The sequence below is a fragment of the Pseudacidovorax intermedius genome (genome assembly GCF_003350475.1).
GTDB lineage: Bacteria > Pseudomonadota > Gammaproteobacteria > Burkholderiales > Burkholderiaceae_C > Xenophilus > Xenophilus intermedius.
This window is the reverse complement of sequence record NZ_QQAV01000001.1, coordinates 414,486-433,319: the sequence shown is the minus strand read 5'-3', so window position 1 is coordinate 433,319 and position 18,834 is coordinate 414,486. Positions and strand designations below refer to the sequence as shown.

Here is an 18,834-nt window from a genome sequence, read left to right as displayed (position 1 = left end):
GGGCCCACCCCCGTGTAGGAGCAGGGCCCCCCATCGACGCACGAAAAAAAACAGCGCCCCGTGGGCGCTGTCAGCACAAGGCGTGATGCCGGGTGTGGATCAGCCCGCCGCCTTCACCTTCAGTCGCCACGCATGCAGCAGCGGCTCGGTGTAGCCGCTCGGCTGCTCCACGCCCTTGAACACCAGGTCCTGCGCCGCCTTGTAGGCGAAGGAGGTGTCGAAGTGCCCGGCCATGGGCTTGTAGAGCGGGTCGCCGGCGTTCTGCTGGTCCACCACCGCGGCCATGCGCTCGAAGGTGGCATCGACCTGCTCCCTGGTGACCACGCCGTGCAGCAGCCAGTTGGCGATGTGCTGGCTGCTGATGCGCAGCGTGGCACGGTCTTCCATCAGGCCCACGTCGTGGATGTCGGGCACCTTGGAGCAGCCTACGCCCTGGTCGATCCAGCGCACCACGTAGCCCAGGATGCCCTGCACGTTGTTGTCCAGCTCCTGCTGCTTCTCGGCGTCGCTCCAGTTGGGCGTGGCGGTGATCGGCACCTGCAGCAGGTCGTTCAGGATCGCGTCGCGCTCGGCCTCGGCGTCGATCTTCTCCAGCTCCTTCTGCACATCGGCCACGCTGACCTGGTGGTAGTGCAGCGCATGCAGCGTGGCGGCGGTGGGCGAGGGCACCCATGCGGTGTTGGCGCCGGCCTTCGGGTGGCCGATCTTCTGCTTGAGCATGTCCGCCATCAGGTCGGGCATGGCCCACATGCCCTTGCCGATCTGCGCCTTGCCGCGCAGGCCGCAGTTCAGGCCGGTGAGCACGTTGTTGCGCTCGTAGGCGGCGATCCACTTCGTGCCCTTGATGTCGCCCTTGCGCAGCATCGGGCCGCCCTGCATGGCGGTGTGCATCTCGTCGCCGGTGCGGTCCAGGAAGCCGGTGTTGATGAAGGCCACGCGCGCCGGTGCGGCGGCGATGCAGGCCTGCAGGTTGACGCTGGTGCGGCGCTCCTCGTCCATGATGCCCAGCTTGACGGTGTTGGCCGCCAGGCCCAGCAGTTGCTCGACGCGGCCGAACAGTTCGTTGGCGAAGGCCACTTCGGCCGGGCCGTGCATCTTGGGCTTGACGATGTAGATGCTGCCGGTGCGCGAGTTGCGGATGCCGTTCTGGCCCTTGCCCTGCAGATCGACCATGGCGATGGCGGTGGTGACGACCGCGTCCATGACGCCTTCGGGAATCTCCTTGCCTTCACCCCACAGGATGGCCGGGTTGGTCATCAGGTGGCCCACGTTGCGCACGAACATGAGCGAGCGGCCATGCAGCGTGACCTGGCCTTGGCCGTCGGGCGCGGTGTAGACGCGGTCGGCGTTCAGGCGGCGCACGAAGGTCTTGCCGCCCTTGGCCACTTCCTCGGTCAGCGTGCCCTGCTGGATGCCGAGCCAGTTGCCGTACGCCAGCACCTTGTCCTCGGCATCGACCACGGCCACGGAGTCTTCCAGGTCGAGGATGGTGGACAGGGCCGATTCCAGCACCACGTCGGCCACGCCGGCCGCATCGGTCTTGCCGATGGGCGTGCTGCGGTCGATCTGGATGTCGAGATGGATGCCGTTGTGCTTGAGCAGCACCGACGAGGGGCTGGCCGCGTCGCCCTGGTAGCCGACGAAGGCCGACGGGTCCTTCAGGTGCGTGCTGCTGCTGTGCAGGGCGATGACCAGCTGGCCGTCCTTCACGCTGTAGCCGGTGGCGTCCTTGTGCGAGCCGTTGACCAGCGGTGCGGCCTGATCGAGCACCTCGCGGGCGAAGGCGATGACCTTGGCGCCGCGCACCGGGTTGTAGCCCTTGCCCTTTTCGGCGCCGTCTTCCTCGGAGATGGCATCGGTGCCATACAGCGCGTCGTACAGCGAGCCCCAGCGCGCATTGGCGGCGTTGAGCGCGTAGCGCGCGTTCAGGATGGGCACCACCAGTTGCGGACCGGCCTGCAGGGCCAGTTCGGCATCGACGTTGGCGGTGGTGGCCTTCACGCCCTTGGGCTGGGGCAGCAGGTAGCCGATCTTCTCCAGGTGGGCGCGGTAGGCGGGCATGTCGGCGATGGGGCCGGGGTGGGCCTTGTGCCAGGCGTCCATCTCGCTCTGGAGGCGGTCGCGCTCGGCCAGCAGGGCGGCGTTCTTGGGCGCCAGATCGGCCACGATGGCGTCGAAGCCCTGCCAGAAGGCGGCGGCGTCGAGGCCGGCGGCGGGCAGCACCTGCGACTCGATGAAGCGGTGCAGTTCGGTGGCGACTTGCAGTCGGTGGACGGTGGTGCGTTCGGTCATGCGTGTTCTCGGGGTGCGGCGGGGCCGCGAAAGGGTTGCACGGAGGGCGGGCGGTCGGCGTCAACGCGCACGCATGCGGCCGACGCTGGAGCTCCACTGTATTAGAGACGGGGCCGCAGATTAATCGCCGGATGAGGCGTTGATTCGTGACAAAAATGGTTGTAATTAAGCGCGCAGCCCTACGGCGGGCCGTGCGGTTTCACACGAATCTGCCGCGGCGCCACGCGGGTGGGGCGCGGCAGCGCAACCTTCAGGGCGACGCGGTCGTCAGGCTGGCATCGACCCAGCCGGCGATCTCGTCGAGGGTGACAGGACCAGCTGTGAACAGCAGGCGAAAGAGCAGCGGCGCCACCAGCGTGTCCATCACGCGGCCGACCGGCGGTGTCGTCACGCCGCGTGCCTGCGCACGGCCGAGCAGCACGCCGATCTGCAGGGCGATGAAGTCCGCGCAGCGACACGAGGGGCGGGCATCCGGCGACTGCGCCGAGAGCACGTCCCGCAGCATTGCGCGGCCCAGCTCGGAGGACATCTCCTCGTTGTACTGCTCGGCCCAGGCGAGCAGGTCGCCCCGCAGCGAGCCGGTGTCGGCCGGTTCGCCATCGGGCCGCATGCGCTCGACCGACACGTCGGCCAGCAGTTCGGCCAGATCGCCCCACCGGCGATAGATGGTCGATGGCGTGACGCCTGCGCGCGCGGCCACCATCGGCACGGTGAGGGCCTCACGGCCGTGCTCCGCGGTCAGCTCGCGCGTGGCACGGTGCACCGCCTCCTGCACTCGCGCGCTGCGGCCGCCGGGGCGTGGCGCAGTGCGGTTGCCAAACGTCGGTGAAGCCATGGTCTGGATGTTAAAGCAAAGAATTTGCGTTAGCGAGCGGGCAAGTGCACAATCACAAACGCAAAATTTTTGCGTTAAAGGAGCTGTCGATGTCTGTACCTGCTTGCGGGGCACCAGCCGTCCCGGCGCGTATGGCGCCGCGTGCCGCCTTCGCGCTGGTCGTGGCGCTGGTGATCACCTTCCTGGCAGCGTCGAGCGCGCCCTCGCCCTTGTATGCGATGTACCGGGAAGCCTGGGGCTTTTCGGCACTGCTGCTCACCGTCGTCTTCTCCAGCTACGCCTTCGCGCTGCTGGGGGCGCTGCTGGTCTTTGGTGCGTTGTCCGACCACCTGGGCCGACGCGCGGTGATCCTGGCCGGGCTGGTGTTGGAGATCGGTGCCATCGTGCTGTTCTGGCGGGCCGATTCGGTGGGCTGGCTGATCGCCGCCCGGGTGCTGCAGGGCATTGCCACCGGCATGGCCACGAGCGTGCTGAGCGCGACGCTGCTCGACCTGAATCCGGCGCGCGGTGCCCTGTTCAACAGCCTCTCGCCCATGATCGGCATGGCGGTGGGCGCGCTGGGCGCCAGTGCGCTGGTCCAGTTCGCGCCACAGCCCATGCACCTGGTCTACGAGGTGCTTCTTGTCGCGCTGGTGCTCCAGGCGATCCTGGCATTGCGCCTGCCCGAGACCGTGACGCCGAGGCCGGGTGCCTGGGCCTCGATGGTGCCGCGCGCGCATGTGCCGCCGGCTGCCCGCGCACTGGTCCTGCGGCTCATGCCGCTCAACACGGCGGGGTGGGCGCTGGGCGGCTTCTATCTCTCGCTGGGGCCGACCTTGGCGCGGCTCGTGACCGGCCGGGCCACGCCGCTGGCCGGTGGGCTGCTCATCGCCACGCTGGTGCTGATGGGCGCTGCCGCGATGTACGTGGTCCGCCAGCGCCCGGCGCGGCGCGTGCTGCGTGCCAGCGCGGCGCTGCTGGCTGTGGGCCTCGCGATCACCCTGCTTGGGGTGCACGCGCAGCAGGCCGTGCTCTTCTTCGGCGGCACGGTGGTCGCGGGCATGGGCTTCGGGGCGAGCTTCAATGCGGCCGTACGCAGCCTGGTTCCAGCGGCGACACCCCATCAGCGCGCCGGCCTCATGTCCAGCTTCTTCGTGCTGAGCTACCTGGCCTTCAGCGTGCCGGCGATCCTGGCAGGCCTGGCGGTGGGCGGGTTCGGCCTGCAGGCGACCACCCTGGGCTACGGCCTCGTGCTGGTGGCGCTGGCACTCCTGGCATGGGTGGGCGCGCGCGAGCGGGCCTGACGCGGGGCGCGCCCCCGCCATGCGGCCGGCTCCGGCCTGCCCATTCAGGTCCACGCAAGCAGCCGCGCCGATAAGATCACGGACTTTTTTGGAGCGCGCATGTCCCCAGCCCAGGCGCTGCTGATCCGCCTCGTCGGCCCGCGCGATGGCGAGCATGGCCTCAAGGCCGCCTCTTTCGGTTCCCTGCGCCTCGGGGCGGCGCCAGGAAGGCGCGCATGACCAACGTCGCCACCCCACCGCTGCCCTACGCGGGCATCCGCGTCGTCGAGTTCACCCACATGGTCATGGGCCCCACCTGCGGCCTGCTGCTGGGCGACCTGGGCGCCGAAGTCATCAAGGTGGAGCCGGTGGCCGGCGACGACACCCGCCGGTTGCTCGGCGCCGGTGCCGGCTTCTACCCGGCCTTCAACCGCAACAAGAAGAGCGTGGCGCTGGACCTGAAGACGCCCGAGGGCCTGGAGGCCGCACGGCGCCTCGTCGCCACGGCCGACATCGTGAGCGAGAACTTCCGCCCCGGCACCATGAAGAAGCTGGGCCTGGACTACGACACGCTGCGCCGCGACAACCCGCGCCTCATCTACGTGAGCCACAAGGGCTTCCTGCCCGGTCCCTACGAGAACCGCACCGCCCTGGACGAGACGGTGCAGATGATGGGCGGCCTGGCCTACATGACCGGCCGGCCCGGCGATCCGCTGCGCGCGGGCAGCAGCGTCAACGACATCATGGGCGGCCTGTTCGGCGCCATCGGCGCGATGGCCGCACTGCGCCGGCGCGAGCAGACGGGCGAGGGCGGCGAGGTGCAGTCGGCCCTGTTCGAGAACAACATCTTCCTGGTCGCCCAGCACATGCTGCAGTTCGCGGCCACGGGCGTCGCGGCCGACCCGATGCCCGCACGCATCTCCTCCTGGGGCATCTACGACGTCTTCACGGTGAAGGACGGCCAGCAGATCTTCCTGGCCGTGGTGAGCGACAAGCAGTGGCCCGTCTTCTGCCGCGCCTGCGGGCTCGACGACCTGCTGGCCGACCCGCGCTTGGTCACCAACAACGACCGCGTGCGCGCCCGCAGCTGGATGATGCCGATCCTGCGCGAGCGCCTGGCCGGCCGCAGCGCCGCCGAGCTGGCCGCGCTGTTCGAGCAGCACGCGCTGCCCTTCGCGCCCATCGCCCGGCCGCACGAACTCTTCGAAGACCCGCACCTGCTGGCCAGCGGCGGCCTGGCGCCCGTGCGCATGAACGACGGCCACATGGCCCAGGTGCCCCTGCTGCCGTTGACGATCGACGGCGTGCGCCCGCCGCTGCGCCTGCAGCCGCCCGCCATCGGCGAGCACACCCGGGAGCTGCTGCGCGCCGCCGGCTATGCCGAGGCGCAGATCGAGGCCATGCTGGCCGCAGGCGCTGCTGCCGCCAACTAAGACCCAGCGCCCGGGGGCCGCCATGGACCGCCTCAAGCAGATGGAGACCTTCGTGGCCGTCGCCACGCGCGGCAGCCTCACGGCCGCAGCCAAGGCCGAGGGCGTGGCCGCCGCCATCATCGGCCGGCGGCTCGATGCGCTGGAGGAGCGCCTGGGCGTCAAGCTGCTCTTGCGCACTACGCGCCGCCTCACGCTCACGCACGAGGGCAGCGCCTTTCTGGAAGATTGCCAGCGCCTGCTGGCCGAAGTGGCCAATGCCGAGGCCAGCGTGAGCGCGGGCGGCGTCAAGGCCAGCGGCCATCTGCGGGTGACGGCGCCGGCGGGCTTCGGCCGCCGCCACGTCGCGCCGCTGGTGCCGCGCTTCCGCGAGCTGCATCCCGAGGTGACCGTGTCGCTCAACCTCAGCGACCGCGTCATCGACCTGGCCGGCGAGCATTTCGACTGCGCGGTGCGCGTGGGCGACCTGCCGGATTCCTCCCTGGTGAGCATGCGCCTGGGCGACAACCGCCGCCGATGCGTGGCCACGCCCGAGTACCTGCGTCGCCACGGCGTGCCGCGCCACCCGTCGGATCTGGCCCGCTTCGACTGCCTCACGCTGAGCAGCGACGCCTCGCAGACGCGGGGCTGGGCCTTCCAGGTGCCGCGGCAGGATGGCGACGGCGTGGAGGTGGTGCACTTGAAGCCCTCGGGCCCGCTGGACTGCACCGACGGGCAGGTGCTGCACGACTGGTGCCTGGCGGGCCTGGGCATCGCCTGGCGCAGCACCTGGGAGGTGGAGGCCGAGATCGATGCGGGTCTGCTGGCCCCGGTGCTGGACGACTTCGCCGCGCCGCCCAACGGCATCTATGCCGTGTTTCCCGAGCGTCGTCACCTGCCGCTGCGTGTGCGGCTGTGGCTGGACTTTCTCAAGGCGCAGTACGGGCGTGCCGATTACTGGGGGCGTGCGGCCTGAGGGACGGTGGGCGCTCCCTCCTTCCTGCCGGAGAGGGGGAGCAAGCCCTGGGCGAGCTTCGAAGCCTCGCTATTTCTGCTTCTGGTACGTGTCGTGCGCCACTTGCCCGCGGTCGGTGTCCTTGCGGCCGCTTTCCAGGTCGTTCAAGGCGCGCTTGCCGCGCTCGGTGGGCTGACCGTCGCGGGCTTCCTGGCTGTCGGCCGACTGGTCGCGCTCATGCGGCATCCGCGGCGCGTGGCCATGGCTCTGCTTAGTGCGGGTCTGGCCCTCGCCGGCCGGGTCGGGCTTTTCGGTGGGAGCGTTGCTCATGGGGGCTGCCTCTTTGCTTCCGCGGACGCGATCACGCCGCTTTGGCAGCCATCGTGCCGCTGATGCTCGGCACCGCGGTAGGACGCCCTGGCCGGCCCCTGTAGGCGCGGGCAGGCTTTGCTCCGCATCCGCATCCGCATCCGCATCCGCAGGCCGCCCGCGCCGCAGCGGAGGGGCCGCTCAGTCTCGCGCGGTGTTGCCCAGCCGCCGGACCTGCGCCTGGTACTCGCGTTCCACCTTGGCGATGCGGTTCACCCGCGCATCCTCGCTCACCCACTGCGCCAGACGGGCGTGCCGCAGCGCCAGGTCGCGCTGCATGCGTGCGGCTTCGAGCAGGGCGCTGTCGTCGGCCGGTTCGTAGCCCAGATCGGCCTGGAGCGAGCGCAGCACCGCGCGCTCGGCGTCGGCGCCGGGCGCACGGCCGTAGTCCAGCAGCACGTTGCGCAGTCCGGCCTGCTGCTCGGCCGGCAGGTCGCGGCGAACCACGATCTGCGCGGGCGGTGTGGGCAAGGATGTCCACAGCACCTGCAGCCGCGCGGCCTCGACCGGAAACAGGGCCTGGAAGCGCTCGAAATCGGTGCTGTTGGTGGTGGCCACGTCGGCATCGCCATTGGCCACGGCCAGGGCGTTGTCCTGGTGGTTGCCCACCGTCTCGGCCTTGAAGCTGGTCTCGATGTCGACGCCGTGCGGCAGGAAGAGCTCCGACTGCGGCACGATGAAGCCCGACACCGAGCGCCGGTCGCCGCGCGCGATGTGCCAGCGTTCGGGGTTCTGCAGCACGGCGTCCAGCGAGGCCGGGCCGCCGTTCAGGCGCCCCAGCAGCAGCGCCCGGTGCTCCACCTGCCGCGGGTCGCGCCGTCGGCGCACCTGCGCCAGCACCTGCATCGGGCCGTTCGTCACGGCGTCCAGCGCCATCTTGCCGGACAGCAGCGCGAAGTCGACGCGGCCGTGCTGCAGGGCGCGGTCCAGCGTGTCGTACTGGAAGGCGCTGAACACCGTCACCGGTCGCCGCAGGGCCGAGGCGATGGCCAGCAGTAGCGGCTCCCAGCGGCGGCGGCTCTCGACCGCGTCGCCCATCGGCAGCAGGCCGAACACCAGGGGCGCCGGCGAGCCGGGGCGTTCACGACCCGGTCGCGCTCCGGTCACCGGCGCCGAGGCCGGTGGTCCGGCGGCCGCGCGCGCCGGGACGAGCGCCGTGCCGACGGTCAGGGCGAGCGCTTGCCGCAGCCAGAGGCGTCGTTCAGCGTCCGTCATCGCGCAGGGCGGCCATCTGTTCGGCGAAGGCCGCGTCCAGCCGCTGCAGCCGTGCCTGCCGGGCTTCCTCGTTCACCCATTGCGCGGTCATGGCGTTCTGGCGCGCCAGCTGGTAGGCCAGGCGGGCGGCCGGCACCAGCGAGCTGTTGTCCGCGGGCAGGAATCCCGCCAGGTCGTGCAGCGACTTGAGCACCGCCCGCTGCGCTTCGCCGCGCGCGCCGGGCGCCTTGCCGTAGGCCACCAGGAAGGCCTGCACCTGGCCCCGCAGTGCGGGCGGATAGCTGTTGCGCATGACGATCTGCGCATGCGGGATCAGGTCGGATTCCCAGATCACCCGCAGCCGCCGCGCCTCGGCCGGGAACTGCAGGCGGAAGCGCTCGAAATCCGCGGTGTTGTTGGTGGCCACGTCGGCATCGCCGTTGGCCACGGCCAGGGCGGTGGCCTGGTGGGTGCCCACGGTCTCGCTGCGGAAGCGCTCCATGGCGATGCGGTTGGGCAGGAAGAGCTGCAGCTGCGGCACGATGTAGCCCGACACCGAGCGCGGCTCGCCGCGCGCTAGGCGCCAGCGCTCCGGCTCGGCCAGCAGCGCCTCCAGCGACGGCAGGGGCCCGCCCTCGCGCACCAGCAGCAGCGCGCGGTAGCCGGGCAGGCCGTCGTGGCGTGTCACCTGGGCCAGCACGCGCATCTGGCGCAGCGTCACCGCATCCAGCGCCATGCGGCCCGAGAGGAAGGCGATGTCCACCTCGCCGCGCTGGATGGCCTGGTCCAGCGCCTCGTACGAGGTGACCGACAGCACCGTCACCGGCCGGCCGATCGCCCGGCCCATGTCCGCCAGCAGCGGCTCCCAGTCGTTGCGCGACTCGAAGGCGCCGCCCAGCGGCAGGATGCCGAAGCGCACCGGCGCGGCCGTCGGGGGCGGCGCAGTCGGCGCAAGCACCTGCTGCGCGGCCGACAGGCTGGCGGCCAGGCCGATCCACAGCGCCGCCAGCGCCTCCGCGGCCCGCCTCAGGGCCATGCCGGCGACAAGGCAAGGGCGCCGGAGGCGTCTCTGGGGCTGGCAGTCGGAACGGGCGGCGGCGGTGGGCGCGGGCATGGCTGACTGAACGGGTTAGAGCGAATGCGCAGTCGTGGTGCGGCTGCGGACAATTCACAATTAGAAAACATTCGACGTTTTTTCTGTGACGTTTCTCACATGAGCGCCCTGCCGGGCCGTTCCCAGCCGATGCGCACGGCCGCCGAAGCGGTCGACGGTCCGCCCCGGGCCGCGGCGGCACGGCCCGTGTCGGCGGCGCACGCCGGCCCTGCCTCCAGCGCCCCTCCGCCGCCGCGGCAGGAGCGCGGGACGCGCCTTTCGCTGGCGCGGCTGTCGCTGGGTCAGCAGATGGTGCTGCTGGCCGTGCTGCCGGCCACCCTGGCCATGCTGGGCGCCATCGGCGTGCTGATGCGCCAGTACCTGGACGGCATGACCGAGCTGGTGCGGGCGAATGCCCAGACCGTGGGCCTGCAGCTGGCCACCGCCGCGCAGGCGCCGCTGGCGCAGCTGGACCGCCGGGCCCTGCTGCGGCTGGCCCATTCCGGCATCGCCCAGCCGCATGTGCAGCAGGTGCAAGTCTGGTCGGACGACGGCGAGATCCTGGCCAATGCCGAGACGCAGGACCGTGCGCGCGGCGCCGGCCTGCGCGCCGTGGTGCCCGTGCCTGCGCTGGACGGTCGCGGTTCTGGCGGGCAGGTCATGGTGGAGATGAGCCTGGACGCCGTCGGCAGCGCCCGGCGGGCGGTCTGGCTCAATGTGCTGCTGGCCCTGGGCGCCAGCCTGGCGGGCGTGGCGCTGGCGGCCGGCTGGGCTGCCCGGCGCATCAGTGCGCCCATCCGCCGCCTGGCGCGCGCCGTCGACCGGCTGGGCGCGGGCGAGGAGGCCCATGTCGCCATCGAGGGTGCGGCCGAGGTGCGCCGGTTGCAGCACGGCTTCAATGCCACCGCCCATGCCCTCGCCGAGGGCCGCCGGCTGCTGCAAAGCCGCATCGAGACGGCCACGGCCGAGCTGGCCCGCAAGAACGCCCAGCTCGAAGTGGCCAGCCAGGCCAAGACCCGGCTGCTGGCCGCCGCCAGCCACGACCTGCGCCAACCGCTGCATGCGCTCACGCTCTTCGCCGACGGCCTGGCCAATGGCGAGACCGACGCCGGCAAGCTGCAGCGCATCGCCCACATCCGCGAATGCGTGGAATCGCTGGACCGGCTCTTCCTGGAGTTGCTGAACCTGTCGCAGCTGGATGCCGGCGTGCTGCAGCCCCAATGGGCCGACTTTCCACTGGATGCGGTGTTCGACGAGATCAGCCGCAACTTCCGCCCCGTGGCCGAGCAGCAGGAGCTGCGCCTGGTGGTGCGCAAGACCGACCTGTGGGTGCGCTGCGACCAGGTGATGCTCACGCGCGTGCTGTCGAACCTGGTTTCCAACTCGCTGCGGCACACGCCCGGCGGCGGCGTGCTGGTGGCGGCGCGGGGGCGCGGCCGCTCGGTGCGGGTGGAGGTGTGGGACACCGGCATCGGCATCGCGCCCGAGCACCAGTCGCGGGTCTTCGAGGAGTTCTACCAGGTCGATCCGCAACAGTCGCGCGGCACCCGCGGCATGGGCCTGGGCCTGGCCACGGTGCAGCGCCTGGCGCGGCTGCTCAACACGCGCGCCGAGCTGCATTCGGTGCCCGGCCGCGGCACGCGGGTGCGGCTGCTGCTGCGGGCGGCGCATCCGCCGGCCCATGCCGTGGTGCGACCGGCGGCCACGATCACGCAGCCGCTCACGCTCTCGGCGCCATCGGGCGACGTGCGGCTGGACGGCCTGCGCATCCTGGTCATCGACGACGAGGCCGGCATCCTGGAAGGGCTGCAGGTGGTGCTGGGTGCCAGCGGTGCCACGGTGCAGGCCGCGCAGGGCCGCGAAGAGGCCCTCGCCCTGGCCGATGCCTGGGAGGCGCCGCCCGACGTGGTGGTCAGCGACCTGCTGCTGCGTGCCGGCGACAACGGCCTGGCGGTGCTGGAGGCGCTGCGCCGGCATCCCAGGGGCATCGGCGAGGACACCGCCTGCCTGCTGGTCACCGGCGAGACCAAGCCCGAGCGCCTGCGCGAAGTCGCCTCGGCCGGCGTGGCCGTGCTCTACAAGCCGGTGTCGCCCCGGCTGCTGCGCCAGGCGATCCAGGCGCAGGTGGTGGCGCGCGGCATCGCGCCGGGCGGTCTGCCTGCGCGGGCGGTGTAGGCCATCGGATATAGCGGCGACCGCCTGCGGTGCCGCCATCTGCCTGCCCTAGTCCCTCTGCCTTATCGCCCTCGGAGCGGGCGCTTCGTACAGTGGGCGGCCGCTCGCTTCCGCTCCCACATGCCCGTCTGCTCCCCCTTCCGCCAGCGCCTGCGGTCCGCCCTGCTGGGCCTGGCCCTGCTCGCCAGCCTGGGGTCGGCGCAGGCGGCCGGCTGGACGGTGCTGCTGGCCGACGACGCGCCCGGCCATGCCGAATTCGCCCGCGAACTGCGCGTGGCCCAGCCCTCGGCCGAACTGCTGCGCCTGCCGGCGGGTGCAGCGCCGGAGCCGGCCGAGGCCGAGGACGAGCGCACCGCCGCCAATGTGGGCGTGCGTACGCGCAGCCTGCGGCCCACCGCCATGCCCGAGCGCCTGACCGTCGCCGTGGGCGCCGCGGCGGCCCGCGCGGCGCTGGACCGCGGCGGCAGCGAGCCGCTGCTGCTCGCCATGCTCAGCCGGCTGGACTACGAGGGCCTGCGTCCCTTGCCCGCCTTGCGCATGCCGGGCCGGCGCATCGGCGTGCTGCTGCGCGAGCCCTCCTTTGCCGACCAGCTCGCCCTGATCGACGCCGTATTGCCCGGGCGCCGCCGCCTGGGGCTGGTGGCCACCGCCGAATCCGAGCCCATGCTGCGCGAACTGCAGCGCGCTGCGGCCGGCGGCGAATGGTCGCTGCAGGTGGAGCAGGCGCCCGATGCGCTGTCGCTGGCCGGCGCCCTGCGCGCCGTGCTGCCGCGCAGCGAGGCCCTGCTGGTGCTGCCCGACGCCATCGGCAGCAGCCAGGCCGCCACGCTCGCCGTGCTGCATGCCGGGGCGAGTGCGGGCGTGCCCGTGTTCGGCAGCAACGAGGGCATCGTGCGTTCCGGTGCGCTGGCGGCGGCCGTCTCCACCCCGGCGCTGCTGGCGCGCCAGGCCCAGGCCATGGGCCGGCGGCTGGCCGCGGCGGGCGGCTCGACGCCTGTCCCCGTCGTCGAAAGCGCCTCACCCGCGGTGGCGCGGGTCAATCCCAACGTGGCCCGCAGCCTGGGCTTGGCGCTGCCCGCGGAACAGGTGCTGACAGAGCGCCTAGCCGGACAGAGATGAACGTGGGCGCCCTGGGCGGCAGCGAGCCGCGGCCGGCTGCCGTGGCCACGAGGCGCTTGCTCGTGGTGCGCGGCAGCCTGCAGCGCGACCTGGTGCGGCTGGGGCTGCTGCCCTGCGCGGTGGTGGCGCTGCTGCTCACCGGCTGGCTGACCCACAGCCGGCTCGCGATGCTGGACGACGTGTTCGCGGCCGAGGGGCGGGCCATCGCGCGGCAGGTCGCCGCCATGTCGGACCTCAGCCTCTATGCCGGCGATGTGGCCGCGCTGCAGAGCGTGGCGCAGGCCGCGCTGCGCGGCGGCCAGGCCAGCCGGGTCGAGATCAGCAATGGCGCCGGCATCCATGTGGTGGCCGCCGGCGCCGATGCCACCCACCCGGACCGGCTGCGCAGCTTCACCGCGCCCGTGCTGCTGCGCGAGGCCTCGCGCACCATGGCCTTCGCGCCGCCGGGCGTCACCACGGCCGGCGATCAGGCCATCGGCAACGTGGTGGCCCTGCGCGACACCACGCAGCTTCGCCGGGCCCGCATCCAGTCGCTGCTGACCGGCATCGGCATCGGGCTGCTGGCGCTGGGCGGTGCGTGGCTGGCCGTGCGGCACATGGCGCGCGACATCGCCCGGCCGCTGCGCCGCCTGACGCACACCGTGGCGGCGCTGCAGGCCGGCCAGTTCGATGCCCGCTGCGCCATTGCGGGCCGCTCGCCGCGTCGCGGCGGGCCCATGCACGAATTCGCCACCCTGGCCGACGACGTCAACCGCATGGCCGAGCAATTGCAGCGCCACAAGCAGGCCAGCGATGAGCGGGTGCGCGAGGCCACTGCCGTGGCGCTGGAGCGCATGACCGAGGCCGAGCAGGCGGCGCTGTCGCGCTCGCGCTTCCTGGCCGCCGCCAGCCACGACCTGCGCCAGCCCCTGCATGCGATGGGCCTGTTCATCGACGGCCTGCTCACCGGCGCGGCCGACGCGCAGCGGCCCGCCCTGCTGCGACTGCAGGAGAGCACGGCCTTCATGAGCCTGCTGCTGGACGACCTGCTCGAGATCTCGCGCCTGGATGCGCGGGTGCTCACGCCCGAGGTGGTCGACCTGCCGCTGGCGCCGCTGTTCGACGCGCTGGCCGCGCAGCACGCGGCCCACGCGGCGGCGTCCCGCGTGCGCGTCGCGTGGCGGGCCCGCGGGCTGGCCGTGCGCAGCGACGGCGGCATGCTCCAGCGCGTGATCGGCAACCTGGTGGCCAACGCCATCCGCCATTCGCCGCCGGGCGGAACCGTGCTGGTCACGGCGCGCCGGCGCGGGGGCGACCGGGTGCGCATCGAGGTGCGCGACCGGGGCGTGGGCATCGCGCCCATCCACCAGCAGCGCATCTTCGAGGAGTTCTACCAGGTGGCCAATGTGGAGCGCGACCGGCGCCAGGGCTTCGGCCTGGGGCTGGCCATCTGCGCCCGGCTGGCGACGCTGCTGGGCAGCCGCATCGGCCTGAATTCGGCGCTGGGCTGCGGCAGCACCTTCTCGCTGGCGCTGCCGCAGGCCCAGGTGGCCCCCCACGCCGCACCGCTGCCCACCGCTTCGGTGCTGCCGGCTGAGCCGTCCCTGGCCGGCCTGCGCTGCCTGCTGGTGGACGACGACGCGCACATCCGCATCGCCACGGCCGAGCTGCTGGCCCAGTGGGGCTGCGAGGCGGTGTGCCTGGCCAGCGCGCGCGACGCCGTCGCCTGCCTCGGCGCGGCGGGCGAGCGCTTCGACCTGGTGCTGTGCGACCTGCAGCTGGCCGAGGGCGAGGACGGCCTGGACGTGCTGGCCGCCGCGCGCCGGCTGCAGCCCGATGCGCTGGCGGTGGTCATCTCGGGCGCCACCGGCCCGCAGGCCCTGCAGCGGCTGCGCGCCGCGGGCGCGACCGTGCTGACCAAGCCCGTCGCGCCCGCCCGGTTGCGCGCACTGCTGGCGACCTTGAAATGACGCCCCCATCCGACGAGGAGCCGACCGCATGCGCGACCCCAGCGAGCTGAGCCGCATCCGCCCCTTCATCGCCACGCCCTGCCATGGCGCGCAGGTGGGCAGCCTGTATGCGCGCAGCCTGCTCGGGCTGGCCAACCTGGCCTGGCAGCACGGCTTTGCCATGCAGACGCGGCTGCTCGACGGGGACAGCCTGATCACCCGCGCCCGCAACCGGCTGGTGGCCGAGTTCATGGCCGACACGCGCTGGACGCACCTGTTCTGGATCGATGCCGACATCGGCTTCGAGCCCGAGGCGGCGCTGCGCCTGCTGCTGGCGGGGCGGCCCGTGGTGGCCGGCATCTATCCCTACCGCACCTCGGCCTGGCCGCTGCCGGGCCTGCCCGAGGCGCTGCCCGCGGGCAGCCGGCAGGCCGACTTCGACGCTCGCTATGCCCGCTATCCGCTCAACGTGGGCGACACGCCGGTCACGGCCGATGCCGACGGCTTCGTGCCCGTGCTGGACGCGCCCACCGGCTTCATGCTGATCGAGCGCGGCGTCTTCGAGCGCATGGCCGAGGCCATGCCCGAGCTGCGCTACACCCCCGACCCCGGCGACCATGCCAATGCGCACCTGCCCCACCACCGCTTCTTCGACGTCATGGCCGAGCCCGGCGGCGGCCGCTACCTGAGCGAGGACTACGCCTTCTGCCGCCGCTGGCAGCAGCTGGGCGGCACCGTCTGGGCCGACCTGCAGTCGCGCCTCTCGCACCAGGGTCAGCAGGTGCAGGTGGGCGACCTGGGGCGGGCGCTGGCGGCGCGTGCGGGGCCGACCCCGCCGCCCGCGCCGGGCGACTGAAGCCGCCGCGCGTCCGTCACACCACCAGGTGCGCCTCCAGCGCCTCGCGGCCCAGGGCACGCATCTCGCCCTGCAGCACGCAGCGGCCATGGTCCAGCACCAGCACGTCGCTGGCGATGGCCTCCAGGAAGCTCAGGTTCTGCTCGACCACGATGAAGCTGCGGCCCTCGGCCGTGACCTCGTGGATGCACTGCGCCATGCGGTCGATGTTCTCGGGCTGCACGCCTTCGGTGGGTTCGTCGAGCATCGTGAGCGGCGCCGCCAGGGCCATCGTGCGCGCGAAGGACAGCAGCTTGCGCTCGCCGCCGCTGAGCGCGCCGGCGCGTTGCGCGAGCCGCTCGCGCAACCGCGGGAAGCGTGCGAAGAGGGCGTCGTAACGGACATCGCGGCGGCGGCCGATGTGCAGCCACAGGTTCTCCTCCACGGTGAGTTCGCCGAACACCACGTTCTCCTGCGGCGCATAGGCGATGCCGGCCGCCAGCCGCGCATGCGGGGGCAGGGTGCGCAGGTCCTGCCCGGCCCATGCCAGCGTGCCGCCGGCCACCGGCAGGAAGCCGGCCAGCGCCTTGAGCAGCGTGCTCTTGCCGACGCCGTTGCGCCCCAGGATGCCCAGCACGCGACCGGGCGCAGTGCAGCCGGACACGCCGCGCACCACCACCGTGTCGCCGTAGCCGCACTGCAGGTCGGCGAACTGGAGGATGGGTGGGTTCTTCATTTGCGGGCTCCGGCATAGACGGCGCGCACCGCCGGGTCGGCCTGGATCGCGGCCATCGGCCCGTGGGCCAGCAGCCGTCCCTGGTGCAGCACCAGCACGTCGCCGCCCAGGGCGGCCACGGCGGCCAGGTCGTGCTCGATCAGCAGCGCCGCGGCATCCAGTTCATGCACCGCCTCGCGGATGACGTCGATCATGCGGTGGGTCTCGGCCGGCGAGAGGCCGGCGCAGGGCTCGTCCAGCAGCACCAGCCGGGGCTCGGGCAGCAGCGTCATCACCAGTTCCAGCGCCTGGCGCTGTCCTTGCGACAGCTGGCCGGCGGGCAGGGCCTGCTGCGCCTGCAGTTCGGGAAAGCGCGCCAGCAGCCGGTGCAGCAGCGGCGTGTGCCAGCCCAGCGGCGCCGCGCCCAGCGCCGCGAGGGGCGCCAGGCGGCCGGCCCACAGGGCGACCTGCAGGTTCTGCGCCACGCTCAGTGCCGGGAAGACCGACGGGATCTGCAGCTTGCGGCCCACGCCGTGCCGGGCGACACGCCAGGCGTTCAGGCCGGTGATGTCGGCCTTGCCGAGCCGCACCGTGCCGCCGCGCACCGGCAGGCGGCCGGTCATGGCGTTGAAGGCCGAGGTCTTGCCGGCGCCGTTGGGTCCGATCACGGCCCGGATGCCGGGGCCCTGCAGCGACAGCGAGAGGCCGTCGAGGATGCGCACCCCCGACTGGCTGCAGCGCACCGCATCGAAGCGCAGCGCCGGCACGCCGGCCGGGCTCGCGGATGGCGGCGCGGGCACCGGGCGCGCGGGCGAGGGGGCGAGCCAGCGGTCGGTCCAGCGCGCGGCCAGGCCGGCCAGTCCCTCGGGCAGAAAACGCACCACGGCGATGAACAGCAATCCGACCGCCACCTCCCAGTAGGCGAAGGCATCGCGCAGCTCCGACGACAGCCAGCCCACCGCCACCGCGCCGAGCATGGCGCCCAGCGGGCTGGCCTTGCCGCCCACTGCAGCCCAGATCACGAACTCGGTGGACAGCACGAAGCCCATCGCCTGCGGCGTGACGATGCCCTGATGCGCCGCGAAGAGCACACCGGCCACGCTCGCCAGCAGCGCCGACAACGCATAGGCCTTGGCCTTGATGCGGTCGGTGGCATAGCCGAAGAGCTGCATCCGGTCCTCGCTCTGCGCGATGCCCGACCACAGCGTGCCGAGGGGCCGCCGCAGCCACAGCCCCAGCAGGCCGGTGGAGAGCACGGCCGCCGCCGCCACCAGCCAGTAGAGGTGGCCGAAGCGGTCCAGGCCCGGCAGCTCGGGGATGTCGCCCAGTCCGTTGAAACCGCCGGTGACGCTGCTCCACTGCAGCGCCGCCAGGCTGCCCAACATGGCCATGGCAAGCGTGATCAGCGAGAAGTAGGGCCCGCTGCGCAGGCTGCGGGCGAACAGCAGCCGCGCCACGACCCAGGCCAGCAGCGCTGGCAGCAGCAGCGCCGCTGCCAGCGCCCCGGCACCCGTCGGCGTCGCGAGCCCGGCCTTGAGCGCACCGCCGGCCAGGTAGGCGCCCAGGCCGAAGTACAGCGCATGGCCCAGCGGCAGGAAGCCCAGCCGGCCCCAGCACAGGGCCACGCCCTGGGTGGCGATGCCGTAGATGAGGAACAGCGCCACCTGGTAGGCCAGGAAGTCGTTGCCGGCCAGCGGCAGGACCCCGAGACCGGCGGCCAGCACGGCGGCGGGCGCAAAGCCGCCCAGGCGGCCGAGCGCTGCCGGCCCCCTGCGGGCGATGTCGGGACGGGCCGGGTCAGCGGCGAGCAAGGAGTCCATCGGGTTTGAGCCACAGGAAGAGGATCGAAAGCACCAGCACCACGGCGTAGCCGCTGGTCTGGCCGGCAATGCTGCTGACCACGGCCTGCGTGCCGCCGATGGCGCCGACGCCCCCCAGCAGCCCGCCCAGCGAGCCCAGGCCGCCCACCACCAGCACGAAGAAGGCGTCGAGCAGGTAGTCCACGCCGATGCCGGGCTCCACGCGCACCAGCGGCGCCAGCAGCACACCCGCCGCGCCGGCCAGCACCACGCCCACCACGAAGGTGCGCGAGGCCAGGCGGCGCGTGTCGATGCCCAGCGCCTGCGCCAGCACCGGGTTGCCCGTCATGGCCCGCACGCGCAGGCCGGCGGTGCTGCGGCGCCACCAGAGGCCGATGGCGACCAGCAGCAGGGCCACCAGCACGATCAGGCCCAGGCGGTAGGCCGGGTAGGCGGTGGCGCCGAGCATCAGCGGCTGCGCCAGCGGCGTGTCGAGCGTCTGGTAGCCCTTGCCCCAGATCGCCTCCACCGTCTTGCGCATCAGCATGGCCAGCGCCCAGGTGGCCAGCAACGTGTCGAAGGGGCGGGCATACAGCGGGCGGATCAGCCAGCGCTCGACCGCCCAGCCCAGCGCGCCGCACACCACCACGGCCAGCGGAAAGGCGGTGGGCAGCGGCCAGCCCCAGCCCTGCACCGTGACCACGCAGTAGGCGCCGAGCATCACGAACTCGCCGTGCGCCATGTTCATCACGCCCAGCAGGCCGAAGACGATGGCCAGCCCCAGCGTGGTGAGCGTCAGCGTGGCCAGCTCGTAGACGATGTTCAGTCCGTGCAGGACCAGGCTGCCGTCCACC

15 protein-coding genes are annotated in these 18,834 nt (G+C 72.6%); 7 read left to right on the top strand and 8 right to left on the bottom strand.

The window, feature by feature from the left end:
- Positions 1-99 precede the first annotated feature (99 nt).
- Complete coding sequence (locus tag DFR41_RS01815; protein ID WP_114801475.1) at positions 100-2,292, bottom strand: malate synthase G; 2,193 nt, start codon at positions 2,290-2,292, stop codon at positions 100-102.
- Between the two features lie 250 nt (positions 2,293-2,542).
- Complete coding sequence (locus tag DFR41_RS01810; protein WP_052383587.1) at positions 2,543-3,127, bottom strand: TetR/AcrR family transcriptional regulator; 585 nt, start codon at positions 3,125-3,127, stop codon at positions 2,543-2,545.
- An 89-nt stretch (positions 3,128-3,216) separates the two neighbouring features.
- Between DFR41_RS01810 and DFR41_RS01805 the strand changes: the two genes are divergently transcribed.
- The 3 genes from DFR41_RS01805 to DFR41_RS01795 all read left to right on the top strand — a co-directional run bounded on the left by DFR41_RS01805 (position 3,217) and on the right by DFR41_RS01795 (position 6,774).
- Positions 3,217-4,410 carry an MFS transporter gene (locus tag DFR41_RS01805; RefSeq protein ID WP_114801474.1) on the top strand — a complete coding sequence of 398 codons (1,194 nt, stop codon included), beginning with the start codon at positions 3,217-3,219 and terminating at the stop codon, positions 4,408-4,410.
- A gap of 215 nt (positions 4,411-4,625) precedes the next feature.
- Entirely contained in the window at positions 4,626-5,822 is a 1,197-nt protein-coding gene (locus DFR41_RS01800) for a CaiB/BaiF CoA transferase family protein (RefSeq protein ID WP_114801473.1), read from the top strand.
- 22 nt (positions 5,823-5,844) lie between these two features.
- Complete coding sequence (locus DFR41_RS01795) at positions 5,845-6,774, top strand: substrate binding domain-containing protein (protein ID WP_114801472.1); 930 nt, start codon at positions 5,845-5,847, stop codon at positions 6,772-6,774.
- A gap of 69 nt (positions 6,775-6,843) precedes the next feature.
- Here the strand turns inward: DFR41_RS01795 and DFR41_RS01790 are convergent, their stop codons facing one another.
- From DFR41_RS01790 to phnD, 3 genes are all read right to left on the bottom strand, one after another.
- On the bottom strand, positions 6,844-7,083 hold the full coding sequence (locus DFR41_RS01790) for a hypothetical protein (protein WP_017758169.1): 240 nt from the start codon (positions 7,081-7,083) through the stop codon (positions 6,844-6,846).
- A 180-nt stretch (positions 7,084-7,263) separates the two neighbouring features.
- Positions 7,264-8,337 (bottom strand): phosphate/phosphite/phosphonate ABC transporter substrate-binding protein, encoded by a 1,074-nt coding sequence (locus DFR41_RS01785; RefSeq protein ID WP_114801471.1) that lies wholly within the window; start codon positions 8,335-8,337, stop codon positions 7,264-7,266.
- A complete protein-coding gene (gene phnD, locus DFR41_RS01780; RefSeq protein WP_114801470.1) occupies positions 8,324-9,352 on the bottom strand; it encodes a phosphate/phosphite/phosphonate ABC transporter substrate-binding protein in 1,029 nt (342 codons plus the stop codon). The genes DFR41_RS01785 and phnD overlap by 14 nt, the downstream gene beginning before the upstream one ends.
- 177 nt (positions 9,353-9,529) lie before the next feature.
- Here phnD and DFR41_RS01775 point away from each other — a divergent pair, with 177 nt between their 5' ends.
- The 4 genes from DFR41_RS01775 (at position 9,530) to DFR41_RS01760 (ending at position 15,487) form a co-directional block, all read left to right on the top strand.
- The gene (locus tag DFR41_RS01775) at positions 9,530-11,584 is read left to right on the top strand and encodes an ATP-binding response regulator (RefSeq protein WP_244917618.1); all 2,055 of its coding nucleotides are present in this window, start codon (positions 9,530-9,532) and stop codon (positions 11,582-11,584) included.
- A 120-nt stretch (positions 11,585-11,704) separates the two neighbouring features.
- Positions 11,705-12,703, top strand: coding sequence for an ABC transporter substrate binding protein (locus DFR41_RS01770; protein WP_114801468.1), 999 nt, complete (start codon positions 11,705-11,707; stop codon positions 12,701-12,703).
- A complete protein-coding gene (locus DFR41_RS01765) occupies positions 12,700-14,652 on the top strand; it encodes an ATP-binding response regulator (protein ID WP_114801467.1) in 1,953 nt (650 codons plus the stop codon). The genes DFR41_RS01770 and DFR41_RS01765 overlap by 4 nt, the downstream gene beginning before the upstream one ends.
- Positions 14,653-14,680: 28 nt before the next feature.
- On the top strand, positions 14,681-15,487 hold the full coding sequence (locus DFR41_RS01760; protein WP_114801466.1) for a hypothetical protein: 807 nt from the start codon (positions 14,681-14,683) through the stop codon (positions 15,485-15,487).
- Positions 15,488-15,503: 16 nt separating this feature from the next.
- Here the strand turns inward: DFR41_RS01760 and DFR41_RS01755 are convergent, their stop codons facing one another.
- The 3 genes from DFR41_RS01755 to DFR41_RS01745 are packed head-to-tail and all read right to left on the bottom strand — an operon-like array spanning position 15,504 to position 18,833.
- The gene (locus DFR41_RS01755; protein WP_244917617.1) at positions 15,504-16,202 is read right to left on the bottom strand and encodes an ABC transporter ATP-binding protein; all 699 of its coding nucleotides are present in this window, start codon (positions 16,200-16,202) and stop codon (positions 15,504-15,506) included.
- Entirely contained in the window at positions 16,199-18,001 is a 1,803-nt protein-coding gene (locus tag DFR41_RS01750; protein ID WP_114801465.1) for a branched-chain amino acid ABC transporter ATP-binding protein/permease, read from the bottom strand. The genes DFR41_RS01755 and DFR41_RS01750 overlap by 4 nt, the downstream gene beginning before the upstream one ends.
- Positions 17,979-18,833, bottom strand: coding sequence for a branched-chain amino acid ABC transporter permease (locus tag DFR41_RS01745; RefSeq protein WP_114802147.1), 855 nt, complete (start codon positions 18,831-18,833; stop codon positions 17,979-17,981). Before DFR41_RS01745 ends, DFR41_RS01750 begins: the two co-directional genes overlap by 23 nt.
- Position 18,834: the final 1 nt, after the last annotated feature.

Bases quoted from the DNA above. Each gene is read 5' to 3' on its own strand.
- DFR41_RS01760 (WP_114801466.1), top strand. From the start codon at position 14,681: ATGCGCGACCCCAGCGAGCTGAGCCGCATCCGCCCCTTCATCGCCACG.
- DFR41_RS01795 (WP_114801472.1), top strand. From the start codon at position 5,845: ATGGACCGCCTCAAGCAGATGGAGACCTTCGTGGCCGTCGCCACGCGC.
- phnD (WP_114801470.1), bottom strand. From the start codon at position 9,352: ATGGCCCTGAGGCGGGCCGCGGAGGCGCTGGCGGCGCTGTGGATCGGC.
- DFR41_RS01815 (WP_114801475.1), bottom strand. From the start codon at position 2,292: ATGACCGAACGCACCACCGTCCACCGACTGCAAGTCGCCACCGAACTG.
- DFR41_RS01755 (WP_244917617.1), bottom strand. From the start codon at position 16,202: ATGAAGAACCCACCCATCCTCCAGTTCGCCGACCTGCAGTGCGGCTAC.
- DFR41_RS01770 (WP_114801468.1), top strand. From the start codon at position 11,705: ATGCCCGTCTGCTCCCCCTTCCGCCAGCGCCTGCGGTCCGCCCTGCTG.
- DFR41_RS01810 (WP_052383587.1), bottom strand. From the start codon at position 3,127: ATGGCTTCACCGACGTTTGGCAACCGCACTGCGCCACGCCCCGGCGGC.
- DFR41_RS01775 (WP_244917618.1), top strand. From the start codon at position 9,530: ATGAGCGCCCTGCCGGGCCGTTCCCAGCCGATGCGCACGGCCGCCGAA.
- DFR41_RS01805 (WP_114801474.1), top strand. From the start codon at position 3,217: ATGTCTGTACCTGCTTGCGGGGCACCAGCCGTCCCGGCGCGTATGGCG.
- DFR41_RS01790 (WP_017758169.1), bottom strand. From the start codon at position 7,083: ATGAGCAACGCTCCCACCGAAAAGCCCGACCCGGCCGGCGAGGGCCAG.
- DFR41_RS01785 (WP_114801471.1), bottom strand. From the start codon at position 8,337: ATGACGGACGCTGAACGACGCCTCTGGCTGCGGCAAGCGCTCGCCCTG.
- DFR41_RS01750 (WP_114801465.1), bottom strand. From the start codon at position 18,001: ATGGACTCCTTGCTCGCCGCTGACCCGGCCCGTCCCGACATCGCCCGC.
- DFR41_RS01765 (WP_114801467.1), top strand. From the start codon at position 12,700: ATGAACGTGGGCGCCCTGGGCGGCAGCGAGCCGCGGCCGGCTGCCGTG.
- DFR41_RS01800 (WP_114801473.1), top strand. From the start codon at position 4,626: ATGACCAACGTCGCCACCCCACCGCTGCCCTACGCGGGCATCCGCGTC.